The organism is Pseudomonas sp. RC2C2 (assembly GCF_018390435.1).
Taxonomy (GTDB): Bacteria; Pseudomonadota; Gammaproteobacteria; order Pseudomonadales; family Pseudomonadaceae; genus Aquipseudomonas; species Aquipseudomonas donghuensis.
Map to the genome: position 1 here is coordinate 416,571 of NZ_JAHBAX010000001.1, position 14,731 is coordinate 431,301.

The window sequence follows — 14,731 nt, forward strand, 5'->3', positions numbered from 1 at the left end:
CGATGGGCTGCAACGCAGCCCTGCAATCAATCAACCAGCTGCGCTTCCTTGAGCGCTCCAAGCGCCTCCAGCCAGCGCGGCTGTTGACGATAGTCGGTACGGGCAAAGCCCCGCCCGCGCATCTGCGCAATCCGCGGCGACGGCTTGACTTTCAGGCGCTGGGCGGCAGTCAGGGCCAGCTCGGCGGCTGCGCGATCATTGCACACCAGGCCCATGTCACAACCGGCGCTCAGGGCCGCCTCGATACGGCTGGCGGCATCACCGACCACATGGGCACCGGCCATGGACAGGTCATCACTGAAGATCACCCCATTGAAGCCCAGCTCGCCGCGCAGAATCTCCTGCAACCAGCGCCGGGAGAAACCGGCCGGCTGGTTGTCCACCTGCGGATAGATCACGTGGGCCGGCATCACTGCCGCCAACTGCCCGCTCAAACGAGTGAACGGCACCAGGTCGGCCGCGCGGATCTGCGCCAGGCTGCGCTCGTCGGTGGGAATCGCCACATGGGAATCGGCCTCGGCCCAGCCATGACCCGGGAAGTGCTTGCCACAAGCGGCCATGCCCGCAGCGTTCATGCCACGAATAAAAGCACCGGCCAGCAGCGTGGCGCGTTGCGGATCACCTTCGAAGGCGCGGCTGCCGACCACAGCGCTGCGCTGGTGATCGAGGTCCAGCACCGGCGCAAAGCTCAGGTCCAGACCGACCGCCAGCACTTCAGTGGCCATCAGCCAACCGCATTGCTCGGCCAGGTATTCGGCGTTGTCGTTATCGGCAATCGCGCGCATCGCCGGCAGGCGCACAAAGCCCTGGCGCAACCGCTGCACCCGACCGCCTTCCTGATCCACCGCCAGGATCAACTCGGGGCGAATGGCGCGAATCGAGGCGCACAGCTCACGCACCTGGCGCGGGCTTTCGATGTTGCGGGCAAAGATGATCAGGCCGGCCACTTCGGGCTGGCGCAAAAGCTGGCGGTCCTCGGCGGTCAGCCAGGTACCGGCGATGTCGACCATCAGGGAGCCTTGCAGGCTGGCACTCATAATTGATCCTTCAGTTGACGCGGATGTGGGCCCATTGGGGGCACGCGGCTTCGTCGATCTGCACCGGGCAATGCACCGGCACCTGGTCGAACAGGTTCAGCAGGTCGGCGTTGCGCAAGCGCACGCAACCATGGGACAACGGCACGCCCATAGGTTCGCTATCGGGGGTGCCATGCAGGTAGATATAACGGTGGAAGGTGTCGACCGGCCCCAAGCGATTGACGCCCGGCTCGCAACCGCTGAGCCAGAGTATGCGCGTGAGGATCCAGTCACGACCGGGAAAGTGTTCGTGCAGTGCCGGCGACCAGATTTCGCCGGTCCAGCGCCGCCCCCTCAGCACCGCGCCTTGCGGCAAGCCGGCACCGATCTTGGCGCGCACCTGGTGGCGACCCCGCGGCGTGCAACCCGAGCCCTTGAGCTCACCGGCGCCGTTGCGCGCGGTGGAGACGTCAAGGCGCAGGCGCAACTGCCCCTGGGCGAACCCATAGAGGCATTGATCAGCAAGGGAGATATGCAGAAAATCGAGACTGGCCATGGGGCGCTAGCTTAGCCGATGCGGCTCGCCGCGCCCAGCCGTGGCATCAGGCCTTGGCGGCGACCGGGGTGCTGCCGGACTTGCTGCGTGGGCGCAACTGCGCGGCAGCCATGGCTTCGTCAGTGACACCGCTGTCGGCGCGCATGCCGGCGGCCAGGAACGGCACCATCAGGCGCATGACCTGCTCGATCGAGGTATTGATGCCGAAATCGGTTTCGGCGATGGCGCGCAGGGCCTTGATCCCGGACATGCTGAACGCCGCGGCGCCGAGCATGAAGTGCACGCGCCAGAACAGCTCGATTGGCGGAATGCGCGGCGCGGCTTCGTTGACCAGCAGCATGTAGCGGCGAAACACCTTGCCGTACATGTCTTCAAGGTAACGGCGCAGGTGGCCCTGGCTCTGGCTGAAGGCCAGGCCCAGCAGGCGCATGAAGATCGACAGGTCATTGCCGCTGCGTGGCTGCACCACCAGCGCCTGCTCGACCAGCATCTCCAGCAGCTCTTCAAGGCTCGGCTTTTGCTCAGGGCGGGCCTGGCGGCGCTCCAGCTCGCGCTCAAGGCTTGCGCAGAACGGCCCCAGGAAGCGCGAGAACACCGCCTGGATCAGGGCCTTCTTCGAACCAAAGTGGTAGTTCACCGCCGCCAGGTTGACGCCGGCCTTGCTGGTGATCAGCCGCAATGAGGTTTCGGCAAAACCTTTTTCCGCGAACAACTGCTCGGCAGCATCGAGAATGCGTTCTACGGTTTCCGACTGGGCCATGACTACTCCGCCTGACAAACACTTGTTTGAAACATACGTTTCAAAGCGGTGATTTGTCAAGTCCGCGCAGCCGCTTTGCGGCCATGCGGTCACGTATTAAACCATAGCTGCGAGAGCGCCCATCCGCCTTTTCTTGGCGCGTGGCGCTTGCAGCTTGCCACCTACTGTATATAATTCCAGTCACTGTATAAAAAGACAGAGCGATCGACATGCTAAAACTGACGCCACGCCAAGCTGAGATTCTGGCTTTTATCAAACGCTGCCTGGAAGACAACGGCTTTCCGCCCACCCGCGCAGAGATCGCCCAGGAGCTGGGTTTCAAATCGCCCAACGCCGCCGAGGAGCACCTCAAGGCCCTGGCCCGCAAGGGTGCGATCGAAATGACCCCGGGGGCGTCACGGGGCATCCGCATCCCCGGCTTTGAAGCCAAGCCCGACGACAGCGGCCTGCCGATCATTGGCCGGGTGGCGGCCGGTGCGCCGATCCTCGCCCAGCAACACATCGAAGAATCCTGCAACATCAACCCGGCGTTCTTCCATCCCCGCGCCGACTACCTGTTGCGCGTTCACGGCATGAGCATGAAGGATGTCGGCATCGTCGACGGCGACCTGCTGGCCGTGCACACCTGCCGCGAAGCTCGCAACGGCCAGATCGTCGTTGCTCGCCTGGGTGACGAAGTCACGGTCAAACGCTTCAAGCGCGAAGGCAGCAAAGTCTGGCTGATTGCCGAGAACCCCGAATTCGCCCCAATCGAAGTCAACCTGAAAGACCAGGAGCTGGTGATCGAGGGCTTGAGCGTCGGCGTCATACGCCGGTAAAGGAGGCATCATGCAGTTCCCCCTGCGTCACAGAACGTACCGCTGCAAGCACAATTGCCACTGTTCGAAGCATTCCTGGCCCAGCCGGTGCTGCCCGGACTGAAAAGCGCCAAGCCAGCGCCCCACCCCGGCGCGGCCCAGGTTTTCAGCGAGCTGTCTTTGCGTGGCGCACTGGGTAGCTGCCAGAGCCTGTTGGCCCCGATGCTGCGTGAACTGAGCGAGTTGAGCGAAGAACATGACGCCCGCTGGCTGACCCTGATCGCCCCACCTGCCAGCCTGACCCAGGCCTGGCTGCGCGAGGCCGGGCTGAACCGCGAGCGCATCCTGCTGTTGCAACCGCGCGGCAACCAGAGTGCCTTGCAACTGGCCTGCGATGCCCTGCGCCTGGGCCGCAGCCACACCGTGGTCAGCTGGCTCAACACCGTCAGCAGCAGCGCCCGCCAGCAACTGAGCAATGCGGCTCGCGCTGGAGACGCACAAAGCCTGAACATCCGCCTCGGCTGATATTCAGGTCTGTTTCAACCATTGATTTCGCCAGGCTTCCTCAGGACGAGGAAGCCATGCAGGCGATCAGTGCAGGACCCGTGGCCCTTCGTCGCGTTCGATCTCGCCTTCTACCAGCTTGCCGGCCATCTGCACGCCAACACTGAGCATGGCCTTGGCCACTTCCACGTGCTGACCTTGCAAAAAGGCTTTGGCGTCCTCGGAGAAATCCAGGGTTACCAACGAACCCTCGTCCTCGGCACGGCGCAGCTCGATCCGGCCATCAGGCAACTCGACAATTTCTAGAAAGGACGTTGGCATAAGGGGCTGTTCTCCGCGAAAGGCCGGCATTGTACCAGCCAGCGCCCCAATCAGCACTCACTCAAACCTTCACGAAAACGAACCGTAAGCCCCTTGAGGTTCTGCCGCCAGCTTTCCAGCTCTTCGCGCGACAGCGCTGGCGCCTCGGGTTCATCGAGGCTTAGTGCCTGGATCAGCGGCTGGGTAACGTCGGTTTTTGGCGCTTTTTTCGCGACCGGCGGTCGGAACAAATCGGCATAAGCACTTAGCAATTGCGCCAGCCAGGTTTCGCGCTGTTCGGCCAGCTCAACCAGTTCGGCCATCTCTGGGATGGCCACAGCCTCGAGCACTTCGCGGGTCAGCAACAGCTCGGCACGGGGTGCGCCGGCCTGGGGCAAACGATAAAACCCGGCAATCTCGTGACACAAGCCCAGCAGCGCGCCGTACAGGTGAAACAGCGCCGACTCACGCTCGGCCTGGATCAGCGCCTGGGCATTCATGGCCCGGCTTTCCTGCGCCTTGCCAAGGGCTTCGAGGGCCAGGCCTGCGAAGTAAATCTTCTGGTTGGTGCGGGTGTAGAGTTCCTGGGCCATCTGGGTGCCCTCCGAAAGGCTGCAAGGCGGTCTGTGAGTGTCACGGATTGCCCTACCCTACTGCAAGTCTAGATGGCGACCGCTTTGCGGTCGATCGCCGGCAAGGCCGGCTCCCACAGAGTCGGCGGCGATTGCACTCCCTGTGGGAGCCGGCCTTGCCGGCGATGGGCCGCGAACAGCGGCCCCAAGCTCAATCAGCGCTTGTCTTCGACCTTCCAGGCATTGCCGTCATAGAACGCACGCCAGCCGGTCGGCTTGCCGTCGACCTCGGTCTGCACGTACTGCTCCTTGGTCTTGCGGCTGTAGCGGATGACCGCCGGGCGACCGTCCGGGTCCTTCTTCGGCGCCTCGCAGAGGAAGTGATACTTCGGATCGATCTCATCCTTGTGCGGGATGATCTCGATCACCAGGGGTGCACGGGTCTCGCGGTTTTTCGGGAACTGGCTGGCAGCCAGGAACAGCCCCGAAGCACCGTCACGCAGCACGTAGGTATCGTTGACCTTCTCGCACTTGAGCTCCGGCATCTTCACCGCATCCATCTTCGGCGGCGCCGCCTCGCCACTCTTGAGCAGCTTGCGGGTGTTCTTGCATTCGGCGTTGGTGCAACCGAAGAACTTGCCGAAACGGCCAGTCTTGAGCTGCATCTCGCTACCGCACTTGTCGCACTCAAGGCTCGGCCCTTCGTAGCCCTTGATGCGGTAGTTGCCTTCTTCGATCTCGTAGCCGGTGCAATCGGGGTTGTTACCGCAGATGTGCAGCTTGCGCTTCTCATCGAGCAGGTAAGCATCCATGGCCGTCGAGCAGATCGGGCAGCGGTGCTTGTTGAGCAGCACGCGCGATTCCGATTCACCCTCGTCGTCGGCGGCGATTTCATCGCCCGGGACCAGGTTGACGGTGGCCTTGCAACGCTCTTTGGGCGACAGGCTGTAGCCCGAGCAGCCGAGGAACACGCCGGTGGAGGCGGTGCGGATCATCATCGGCCGGCCACATTCCTTGCAGGCAATGTTGGTCAGGGTCGGCTGGTTGGCACGCATGCCCTTCTCGCCGTCTTCGGCCAGCTTCAGCTTGTTGCTGAAGTCGCCGTAGAACTCGTCCAGCACGTTTTTCCAGTCGCGCTCGCCCTGGGCCACGTCATCGAGGTTCTCTTCCATGCCGGCGGTGAAGCCGTAGTCCATCAGGTTGGAGAAGCTCTCGGACAGGCGCTCGGTGACGATGTCGCCCATCTTCTCGGAGTAGAAGCGGCGGTTGTGCAGGGTCACGTAACCGCGATCCTGGATGGTCGAGATGATCGCAGCGTAAGTCGAAGGACGACCGATACCGCGCTTTTCCATCTCCTTGACCAGGCTGGCTTCGGAGTAACGCGCCGGCGGCTTGGTGAAGTGCTGGCTCGGGTCGAGCTGGATCAGCTTGAGTACTTCGCCCTGGTTCATTTCCGGCAGCACATCGTCATCGCCCGGCTTGCTCTGTTGCGGCAATACCCGGGTGTAACCGTCGAACTTGAGGATGCGGCCCTTGGCGCGCAGCTCGAAGTTGCCTGCGGTGACGCTGACGGTGGTCGACAGGTACTGCGCCGGTGGCATCTGGCAGGCCAGGAACTGGCGCCAGATCAGCTCGTACAGACGCTCGGCATCGCGCTCCATGCCACTGAGCTTGGTCGGATGGGTGTTGACGTCGGATGGACGAATCGCTTCGTGCGCTTCCTGGGCACCCTCTTTGCTGCCGTAGACGATCGGCGCTTCGGGCAGGTACTTCTTGCCGAACTCGCTTTCGATGTAGCTGCGAGCCATTTCCACCGCATCGACCGAGAGGTTGGTCGAGTCGGTTCGCATATAGGTGATGTAGCCGGCTTCGTACAGACGCTGGGCCATCATCATGGTTTTCTTCACGCCGAAGCCCAGGCGGTTGCTCGCGGCCTGCTGCAGGGTCGAGGTGATGAACGGCGCCGACGGCTTGCTGCTGGTCGGGCGGTCTTCACGCTTGGCCACGGTGTAGCTGGAGGACTTGAGCTGCGCCAGCGCTGCCATGGCCTGGGCTTCGTTGAGCGGCTTGAAGGCTTCGCCGTTCTCGCGGGCCACTTCGAAACGCACCTTGGCGTCCTTGGCGGTACCCAGGTCGGCGTGCACTTCCCAGTACTCTTCAGGGATGAAGGCACGGATCTCGCGCTCACGCTCGACCACTAGCTTCACCGCCACCGACTGCACGCGGCCGGCGGACAGGCCGCGGGCGATCTTGGCCCACAGCAGTGGCGAAACCATGTAGCCCACCACGCGATCGAGGAAGCGTCGCGCCTGCTGGGCGTTGACCCGGTCGATATCCAGCTCGCCAGGCTGCGAGAACGCTTCCTGGATGGCTTTCTTGGTGATTTCGTTGAACACCACGCGCTTGTAGCGGCTGTCATCACCACCGATGGCTTCGCGCAGGTGCCAGGCAATGGCTTCCCCCTCGCGATCCAAGTCGGTTGCGAGATAGATGGTGTCGGCATCTTTGGCCAGGCGACGCAGTTCGTCGATGACCTTCTCCTTGCCCGGGAGAATCTCGTATTTGGCTTTCCAGCCGTGGTCAGGGTCGACGCCCATGCGTGCGACCAACTGCTTGCGCGCCTTCTCTTTTGGCGACAGGGCCGGCGCTTCGCCTGCGGCGGCCTTGCCGCGCTTGGCGGCAGGCTCCTTGCTGGCGCTGGCCGAACCGCTGGTGGGCAGGTCTCGGATATGGCCGATACTCGACTTCACCACGTACTGGCTGCCCAGGTACTTGTTGATGGTCTTGGCCTTAGCCGGGGATTCCACAATGACCAGCGATTTGCCCATGGATCGGAAAATTCCTGAATACTGAAAATAAAAACACGGCAGGTACCTGACGCGGCACCGCTATATATAGTGGCAACAGAGTGAGGTCAAGCGCGGGGCTCTAGCCACCCTCGGCATCGGGCCGGGAAAACAGCTCGGTTTCAGCCTTGACCAAAGCAAAGCGCGGCACTTGCTCGCCGTCAACCTCGACCGACTCGAGGAACATCGAAAGCGGTCGCACCCACAGGCCGAATTCACCGTACAGCGCCTGGTAGAACACCACCCACTCCTCGGTTTCGGAATGGCGCGCGGTGCCGAACACACGATACTCAGGCCCCTTGTAATGCCGGTATACGCCTGGTTGTATCTGCATGTTGCTCACCCTCTTGAAAAAAAATTCCTGCAAAAACAAAAACCGGGGCACCAGGCCCCGGTTTCCACCCGCCGAACGCTTAAACGCGTTCGAAGATGGTGGTGATGCCTTGGCCCAGGCCGACGCACATGGTCGAAACGCCGAGGGTCCCGCCATTCTGCTTCATGACGTTGAGCAGAGTGCCGGAAATCCGCGCACCGGAGCAACCGAAAGGATGGCCCAGGGCGATGGCGCCGCCGTGCAGGTTAACCTTCTCATCCATCTTGTCGAGCACTTTCAGATCCTTCAGCACTGGCAGGGCCTGTGCGGCGAAGGCTTCGTTGAGCTCGAAGAAGTCGATATCGGCGATGGACAAGCCCGCACGCTTGAGGGCTTTCTGGGTCGCCGGAACCGGACCGTAGCCCATGATTGCCGGGTCGACACCGGCCACGGCCATGGAACGGATCACCGCCAGAGGCTGGATACCGAGGTCCTGGGCACGCTGGGCCGACATGACGATCATGCACGAGGCGCCGTCGGTGATCTGCGACGAGGTGCCGGCAGTCACGGTACCACCTTTGGGGTTGAAAGCAGGCTTGAGGGCCGCCAGGCTTTCCAGGGTGGTGTCCGGGCGAATGGTTTCGTCGTAGTCGAAGACCTTGAGGAAACCGTTCTCGTCGTAGCCCTGCATCGGGATGATTTCATCCTTGAACTTGCCTTCGACCGTTGCCTTGTGGGCGAGCTGGTGCGAACGCAGGCCGAACAGGTCCTGCTGCTCACGGCTGATGCCGTGCATCTTGCCAAGCATTTCGGCGGTCAGGCCCATCATGCCCGAGGCCTTGGCGGCGTACAGCGACATGTGCGGGTTGGGGTCGACACCGTGCATCATGCTGACGTGGCCCATGTGCTCGACACCACCGACGACGAAGACATCACCGTTGCCGGTCATGATCGCCTGCGCCGCGGTGTGCAGCGCGCTCATCGACGAGCCGCACAGGCGGCTGACGGTCTGGCCGGCAGCGGTGTGCGGGATCTGGGTCATCAAGGAGGCCATGCGGGCGATGTTCCAGCCCTGCTCCAGGGTCTGGTTGACGCAGCCCCAGATGACGTCCTCGACTTCGCTCGGATCGACCTTGGCGTTGCGCTCCAGCAGCTTGCTGATCAGGTGCGCGGACATGTCTTCGGCGCGGGTATTGCGATGCATGCCACCCTTGGAGCGGCCCATCGGGGTGCGACCGAAGTCGACAATCACCACGTCTCTTGGATTCAGGCTCATATATTCACTCTCGCTCTATATCGTTGGGCGCTTAACCGAAGAAGCTCTGGCCGTTCTTGGCCATTTCACGCAGCTTCGCGGTGGGGTGATACAGCGGACCCAGATCGGCGTATTTGTCGGCCAGGGCAACGAATTCGGCTACACCGATCGAGTCGATGTAACGCAGCGCGCCGCCACGGAAAGGAGGGAAACCAATACCGTAGACCAGGCCCATGTCGGCTTCGGCGGCGGTGTCGACGATACCGTCTTCCAGGCAGCGAACGGTTTCCAGGCACAGCGGGATCATCATCCAGTTGATGATGTCTTCGTCGCTGACTTCACGTTGCTCGTAAACGATCGGCTTGAGCACGTCGAGGACTGCCGCGTCAGCGACTTTCTTCGGCTTGCCGCGCTTGTCGGTCTCGTAGGCGTAGAAGCCCTTGCCGTTCTTCTGGCCCAGGCGCTTGGCTTCGTAGAGCACGTCGATGGCCGAACGACGGTCGTCCTTCATGCGGTCCGGGAAGCCTTCGGCCATGACGTCACGGCCGTGATGGCCGGTGTCGATACCGACCACGTCCATCAGGTAGGCCGGGCCCATTGGCCAGCCGAATTTTTCCATGATCTTGTCGATGCGCACGAAGTCGACACCGGCGCTGACCAGCTTGGCGAAACCGCCGAAGTACGGGAACAGTACGCGGTTGACCAGGAAGCCCGGGCAGTCGTTGACCACGATCGGGTTCTTGCCCATCTTCTTGGCGTAGGCCACGGTGGTGGCAACCGCCACTTCGCTGGACTTCTCGCCACGGATGACTTCAACCAGCGGCATCATGTGCACCGGGTTGAAGAAGTGCATGCCAACGAAGTTTTCCGGACGCTTGAGGGCCTTGGCCAGCAGGTTGATGGAAATGGTCGAGGTGTTGGACGCCAGGATCGCGTCTTCCTTGACCTGGCCTTCCACTTCAGCCAGCACTGCTTGCTTGACCTTCGGGTTCTCGACCACGGCTTCGACGACGATGTCGACGTTGCCAAAATCGCCGTAGGACAGGGTCGGGCGAATCGCGTTCAGCGCTTCGGCCATTTTCGCCGGGGTCAGGCGGCCTTTTTCAACGCGCTTGCCGAGCAGCTTGGAGGCTTCGTTCAGGCCCAGCTGGATGGCGCTTTCGTTGATGTCCTTCATCAGGATCGGGGTGCCCTTGACCGCCGACTGGTAGGCGATGCCGCCCCCCATGATGCCGGCGCCGAGCACGGCAGCCTGCTTCACGTCGCGCGCGATTTCGTCGTGGGCCTTGGCTTTGCGCTTGAGTTCCTGGTCGTTGAGGAACAGGCCGATCAGGCTCTCGGCAACCGAGGTCTTGGCCAGTTTGACGAAGCCTGCGGCTTCGACTTCCAGGGCCTTGTCACGACCGAAGTTGGCGGCCTTCTGGATGCTCTTGATCGCTTCGACCGGCGCCGGGTAGTTCGGGCCAGCTTGACCGGCGACGAAACCCTTGGCGGTTTCGAACGACATCATCTGCTCGATGGCGTTGAGCTTGAGTTTTTCCAGTTTTGGCTGGCGCTTGGCCTTGTGGTCGAGCTCGCCGCTGATGGCGCGCTTGATCAGGTCAAGGGCCGCAGCCTGCAGCAGCTCAGGGGTTACCACGGCATCGACGGCGCCGACTTTCAGCGCGTCTTCAGCACGGTTTTCCTTGCCGGCGGCAATCCACTCGATGGCGTTGTCGGCACCGATGATACGCGGCAGGCGCACGGTACCGCCGAAGCCCGGGTAGATGCCCAGCTTGACTTCCGGCAGGCCGATCTTGGCGCTGGTGGCCATGACGCGGTAGTCGGCAGCCAGGCACATTTCCAGACCGCCGCCCAGGGCGATGCCATTGATTGCGGCAACGGTCGGCACGGCCAGGTCTTCGAAATCGCTGAAAATCCGGTTGGCTTCCAGGTTGCCGGCGACCAGTTCGGCCTCGGGCAACTTGAAGTTATCGACAAACTCGGTGATGTCCGCGCCGACGATGAATACGTCCTTGCCACTGCTGACAATCACGCCTTTGATCGATGCGTCGGCTTTGATGGTGTCTACGGCCTGACGCAATTCGTTCAGGGTAAGACGGTTGAACTTGTTGACGGACTCACCCTTGAGGTCGAACTTCAGTTCGACGATGCCGCTTTCAAGAGCCTTAACCGTGATGGCTTTACCTTCGTAAATCATCAACTGATCTCCACGATATGGAAGCTGAACTGTACACGCCGATCGCTGGTGAAAGATCCGGCCGGCCATTGGCCGTTGTTGCCGAACCCTTGCTCCAGGCACACCCGCCAGCGCGATAGTCGGGATTCTGTAAGAGCCGTCTGACAATACAAACGCTCAATTCATACGCCCGTTTGATTTGGGTATGCACACATTCAACGAAAAGATCGCCGTTGTCAAATACCCAAAAGCACCGTGAAAACGCGACTTTCCGGTCATTTTCTGCTGACAGGGGGCAAACGGCCGCTCTGCTGATGGCACGCCATTCAGCGCTGCGATAGTGGTCAATGGCTTACACGCGCTGATCATCGATCAACGCGAAACAAGAGAGGGAGTAGGCAGCAAATTGCCGCTGGATGGCTACACTGCAAGGGACTGAAACATTACACCGGCCTGCCTGGCCTGTCCGCCCGATCTGTGCATCGGGCTTTTTATTGATAGCGATCAGGCCAGGGCGTTGAGCACTGCGGCAATATCCTGCAATACAGCCGTTTCACCGCGCTCACCCCAGTACAAGGCAACCATCTGCGGGCCCGCCTCGACTTTGTAGACACTCTCCGGCAAGCGCGCCAACTGCTCGGCATGCGCGGCATCGGCGCAAGGCTCGCGCCACTGGTTGAGCCACACGCCGGGGGTGGTCTGCCAGTAGCACCAGCTGTCGCTACGGCCCTGGCGTCGTGGCCGCAGGTACTGTGCGCATGGGCTGGGCGGCTCCTTGGGCAGCCAGTGCGGCCACTCCTGGGGCGCCAGTTGCATGGCCAGGCCCATGCGCCGGGCTTCCATGCGCAGGGCCATCTGGCCGCTTTGCTTGCGCGAAGGACGCAGCCAGGCCAAAGGGCTGAGAATCAGCGCAAGGATTGACACCACTACCCAGACCGTCATATCAGTTGTTCCCACAAAGCGTTGCAAATGAGCTGGTTAGCCGTGATTCGAAGCGATCAGCCTGAAACCGACCATACTTTACCTATCGCGACTGTCAGGAGAGCTTCTCATGCCCTACGAACACATACTGGTTGCCGTCGACCTGACCGAAGAATGCGATCCGGTCATCAAGCGCGCCATGACACTGGCCGAGCCGACACAGACCAAGGTTTCCCTGGTACATATCGTCGAGCCCATGGCCATGGCCTTTGGCGGCGACGTGCCGATGGACCTGTCCCAGCTGCAACAGCAACAGTTCGACCAGGCCAAGGAGCGCATGGATCGTCTGTTCAACAAGTACCCGGGCATCAACCGCGGTGATTCGCACCTGACCTACGGCCAGCCGCGCCAGGAGATCCACCAACTGGCCAAGGACCAGAAGTGCGACCTGATCGTGGTCGGCAGCCATGGCCGCCACGGCCTGGCCCTGCTGCTGGGTTCTACCGCCAACGACGTGCTGCACGGCGCACCCTGCGATGTGCTCGCGGTACGCCTGCAGAAAAAAGCCGAGTAACACCCGGGTGGGCCCGGCGCAGGCTCATGCGCCGGGCCCTGCCCTTCAGCTGTCGAGTTCGGCCCAGCGCTCGACCAGCACATCCAGCTCGGCCTGCATCTTCTCCAGGCTCGCCAGTACCGCACTGGTCTGCTCGATCGGGTGCTGGTAGAAGGCCGGGGCAGAAATCTCTTCCTGCACCGCCGCCATCTTCTGCTCCAGCACATCGATCTGGCCCGGCAAGGCTTCCAGCTCGCGTTGCAGCTTGTAGCTGAGCTTTTTCTTTGCCGTTTCAGCCACTGGCGCCGCTACCGGCGCAGGCGCCACGCTCTCGACCACAGCGGTGTTGAGTTCGGACTTGCCCGACTTGCTCTCGGTAACCCCGAGCAACTTCGGCGAACCGCCCTGGCGGATCCAGTCCTGGTAACCACCGACGTACTCGCGCACCTTGCCCTCGCCTTCGAACACCAGGGTGCTGGTCACCACGTTGTCGAGGAAGGCCCGGTCGTGGCTGACCATCAGCACGGTGCCCTTGAACGCCGACAGCACTTCTTCGAGCAGCTCGAGGGTCTCGACGTCGAGGTCGTTGGTCGGTTCGTCGAGCACCAGCAGGTTGGCCGGCTTGCTGAACAGCTTGGCCAGCAGCAGGCGCGCACGCTCGCCACCGGACAGGGCCTTGACCGGGGTCCGGGCGCGCTGCGGGCTGAACAGGAAGTCGCCCAGGTAGCTCAACACGTGACGGCTCTGGCCATCGATATCGATGAAGTCGCGACCTTCGGCGAGGTTGTCGATCACGGTCTTTTCCAGGTCCAGCTGATGGCGCAGCTGGTCGAAATAGGCCACTTCCAGGCGGGTGCCGGACTCGACCTTGCCGCTGGTGGGCTCAAGATCACCGAGCATCAGCTTGAGCAAGGTGGTCTTGCCGGTACCGTTGGCGCCAAGCAGGCCGATACGGTCTTCGCGCTGCAGGACCATGGAGAAGTCCTTGACCAGCTGCGGGCCACCCGGATGGTTGAAGCTGACGTTCTCCAGGACCATCACCTGCTTGCCGGACTTCTCCGCGACATCCAGCTGGATGTTGGCCTTGCCCTGACGCTCGCGACGCTCGCTGCGCTCGACGCGCAGGGCCTTGAGGGCGCGCACACGGCCTTCGTTGCGGGTACGCCGGGCCTTGATACCCTGGCGGATCCACACTTCTTCCTGGGCCAGCTTCTTGTCGAACAGCGCGTTGGCGGTTTCTTCGGCCGCCAGTGCCGCTTCCTTGTGTACCAGGAAGCTGGCGTAGTCGCCGTTCCAGTCGATCAGGCCGCCACGATCCAGTTCGAGGATGCGCGTGGCCAGGTTCTGCAGGAAGGAACGGTCGTGGGTGATGAACAGCACGGCACCGCCGAACCCGCTGAGGGCATCTTCAAGCCAGGCAATGGCACCGATGTCCAGGTGGTTGGTCGGCTCGTCGAGCAACAGCAGGTCGGGCTCGGACACCAGCGCCTGGGCCAGCAGCACACGGCGGCGCCAGCCACCGGAGAGCTCGGCCAGGGTCTTGTCGGCCGGCAGTTGCAGGCGGCTCAGGGTGCTGTCGACCAGTTGCTGCAGGCGCCAGCCATCGCGCGACTCGAGGTCGTGCTGGACGTGCATGAGCTTTTCCAGGTCGGCATCGCTGTGGATGTTCTGGCTCAGGTGGTGGTACTCAGCCAGCAAGGCGCCGACGCCATCGAGGCCTTCGGCGACCACGTCGAACACGGTACGGCCGTCGGCCACCGGCAACTCTTGCGGCAGCTCGCCGATCTTCAGGCCCGGGGCACGCCAGACATCGCCTTCGTCAGGCTTCTGATCGCCCTTGACCAGGCGCAGCATGCTCGACTTGCCTGTGCCGTTGCGGCCGATGATGCACACCCGCTCACCACGGGCGATCTGCCAGGACACCTTGTCCAACAACGGCGTGGCGCCGAACGCAAGGGACACATCGCTTAATTTGAGCAGGGTCATGATCTTCTCCAAAAACCGGGCGCGCATTCTACCCGACTTGGGCCGGCTTCACATTAAGCAGCGCGTCCTTCAGTACCTTCCGACGACAGGCCGCTTCTTTACAAGCAGATACAAGCACAATGCTTTCATCCGCCTGCGGCAACCGGCTAAGCTAAGGCAATGCAACTCCAACA

General features: G+C 62.2%; 14 protein-coding genes. 3 read left to right on the forward strand and 11 right to left on the reverse strand.

The features are described 5' to 3' along the window. Positions 1 to 26: 26 nt before the first annotated feature. The 3 genes from nagZ to KHO53_RS01910 are packed head-to-tail and all read right to left on the reverse strand — an operon-like array spanning position 27 to position 2,332. Complete coding sequence (gene nagZ, locus KHO53_RS01900) at positions 27 to 1,025, reverse strand: beta-N-acetylhexosaminidase (protein WP_174242332.1); 999 nt, start codon at positions 1,023 to 1,025, stop codon at positions 27 to 29. Positions 1,026 to 1,047: 22 nt separating this feature from the next. Continuing rightward, a complete protein-coding gene (locus KHO53_RS01905; protein ID WP_010226964.1) occupies positions 1,048 to 1,572 on the reverse strand; it encodes a L,D-transpeptidase in 525 nt (174 codons plus the stop codon). Positions 1,573 to 1,618: 46 nt separating this feature from the next. Then, on the reverse strand, positions 1,619 to 2,332 hold the full coding sequence (locus KHO53_RS01910; RefSeq protein ID WP_010226965.1) for a TetR/AcrR family transcriptional regulator: 714 nt from the start codon (positions 2,330 to 2,332) through the stop codon (positions 1,619 to 1,621). 209 nt (positions 2,333 to 2,541) lie between these two features. Here KHO53_RS01910 and lexA point away from each other — a divergent pair, with 209 nt between their 5' ends. After that, positions 2,542 to 3,150 (forward strand): transcriptional repressor LexA, encoded by a 609-nt coding sequence (gene lexA, locus KHO53_RS01915; protein ID WP_010226967.1) that lies wholly within the window; start codon positions 2,542 to 2,544, stop codon positions 3,148 to 3,150. Positions 3,151 to 3,192: 42 nt separating this feature from the next. Continuing rightward, complete coding sequence (gene sulA, locus KHO53_RS01920; protein WP_213570602.1) at positions 3,193 to 3,654, forward strand: SOS-induced cell division inhibitor SulA; 462 nt, start codon at positions 3,193 to 3,195, stop codon at positions 3,652 to 3,654. Between the two features lie 66 nt (positions 3,655 to 3,720). Here the strand turns inward: sulA and KHO53_RS01925 are convergent, their stop codons facing one another. From KHO53_RS01925 to KHO53_RS01955, 7 genes are all read right to left on the reverse strand, one after another. Next, positions 3,721 to 3,954 (reverse strand): hypothetical protein, encoded by a 234-nt coding sequence (locus KHO53_RS01925; protein WP_010226971.1) that lies wholly within the window; start codon positions 3,952 to 3,954, stop codon positions 3,721 to 3,723. A gap of 50 nt (positions 3,955 to 4,004) precedes the next feature. Then, positions 4,005 to 4,526 carry a DUF6586 family protein gene (locus KHO53_RS01930; protein WP_010226974.1) on the reverse strand — a complete coding sequence of 174 codons (522 nt, stop codon included), beginning with the start codon at positions 4,524 to 4,526 and terminating at the stop codon, positions 4,005 to 4,007. A 194-nt stretch (positions 4,527 to 4,720) separates the two neighbouring features. After that, positions 4,721 to 7,333: a type I DNA topoisomerase gene (gene topA, locus KHO53_RS01935; protein WP_213569920.1), complete on the reverse strand. Its 2,613-nt coding sequence runs from the start codon at positions 7,331 to 7,333 to the stop codon at positions 4,721 to 4,723. 100 nt (positions 7,334 to 7,433) lie between these two features. After that, positions 7,434 to 7,685, reverse strand: a complete 252-nt coding sequence (locus tag KHO53_RS01940; RefSeq protein WP_010226982.1) for a DUF1653 domain-containing protein — start codon at positions 7,683 to 7,685, stop codon at positions 7,434 to 7,436. Between the two features lie 79 nt (positions 7,686 to 7,764). Further along, entirely contained in the window at positions 7,765 to 8,940 is a 1,176-nt protein-coding gene (gene fadA, locus KHO53_RS01945) for an acetyl-CoA C-acyltransferase FadA (protein ID WP_010226989.1), read from the reverse strand. A 31-nt stretch (positions 8,941 to 8,971) separates the two neighbouring features. Beyond that, entirely contained in the window at positions 8,972 to 11,119 is a 2,148-nt protein-coding gene (fadB, locus tag KHO53_RS01950; RefSeq protein ID WP_010226991.1) for a fatty acid oxidation complex subunit alpha FadB, read from the reverse strand. Positions 11,120 to 11,602: 483 nt separating this feature from the next. Further along, positions 11,603 to 12,040, reverse strand: coding sequence for a hypothetical protein (locus KHO53_RS01955; protein WP_010226993.1), 438 nt, complete (start codon positions 12,038 to 12,040; stop codon positions 11,603 to 11,605). Between the two features lie 109 nt (positions 12,041 to 12,149). On the opposite strand from KHO53_RS01955, the gene KHO53_RS01960 reads away from it, so the two are divergent. Beyond that, entirely contained in the window at positions 12,150 to 12,593 is a 444-nt protein-coding gene (locus KHO53_RS01960) for a universal stress protein (protein ID WP_010226995.1), read from the forward strand. A 45-nt stretch (positions 12,594 to 12,638) separates the two neighbouring features. Here KHO53_RS01960 and KHO53_RS01965 read toward each other — a convergent pair whose 3' ends face one another. After that, positions 12,639 to 14,558 (reverse strand): ATP-binding cassette domain-containing protein, encoded by a 1,920-nt coding sequence (locus KHO53_RS01965; RefSeq protein ID WP_213569921.1) that lies wholly within the window; start codon positions 14,556 to 14,558, stop codon positions 12,639 to 12,641. Positions 14,559 to 14,731: the final 173 nt, after the last annotated feature.

What these genes read in the sequence shown, in the direction of transcription:
- KHO53_RS01960 (WP_010226995.1), top strand. Translation starts at nt 12,150, where the DNA reads ATGCCCTACGAACACATACTGGTTGCCGTCGACCTGACCGAAGAATGC.
- topA (WP_213569920.1), bottom strand. Translation starts at nt 7,333, where the DNA reads ATGGGCAAATCGCTGGTCATTGTGGAATCCCCGGCTAAGGCCAAGACC.
- lexA (WP_010226967.1), top strand. Translation starts at nt 2,542, where the DNA reads ATGCTAAAACTGACGCCACGCCAAGCTGAGATTCTGGCTTTTATCAAA.
- KHO53_RS01955 (WP_010226993.1), bottom strand. Translation starts at nt 12,040, where the DNA reads ATGACGGTCTGGGTAGTGGTGTCAATCCTTGCGCTGATTCTCAGCCCT.
- KHO53_RS01940 (WP_010226982.1), bottom strand. Translation starts at nt 7,685, where the DNA reads ATGCAGATACAACCAGGCGTATACCGGCATTACAAGGGGCCTGAGTAT.
- fadA (WP_010226989.1), bottom strand. Translation starts at nt 8,940, where the DNA reads ATGAGCCTGAATCCAAGAGACGTGGTGATTGTCGACTTCGGTCGCACC.
- KHO53_RS01965 (WP_213569921.1), bottom strand. Translation starts at nt 14,558, where the DNA reads ATGACCCTGCTCAAATTAAGCGATGTGTCCCTTGCGTTCGGCGCCACG.
- fadB (WP_010226991.1), bottom strand. Translation starts at nt 11,119, where the DNA reads ATGATTTACGAAGGTAAAGCCATCACGGTTAAGGCTCTTGAAAGCGGC.
- KHO53_RS01905 (WP_010226964.1), bottom strand. Translation starts at nt 1,572, where the DNA reads ATGGCCAGTCTCGATTTTCTGCATATCTCCCTTGCTGATCAATGCCTC.
- KHO53_RS01930 (WP_010226974.1), bottom strand. Translation starts at nt 4,526, where the DNA reads ATGGCCCAGGAACTCTACACCCGCACCAACCAGAAGATTTACTTCGCA.
- KHO53_RS01925 (WP_010226971.1), bottom strand. Translation starts at nt 3,954, where the DNA reads ATGCCAACGTCCTTTCTAGAAATTGTCGAGTTGCCTGATGGCCGGATC.
- KHO53_RS01910 (WP_010226965.1), bottom strand. Translation starts at nt 2,332, where the DNA reads ATGGCCCAGTCGGAAACCGTAGAACGCATTCTCGATGCTGCCGAGCAG.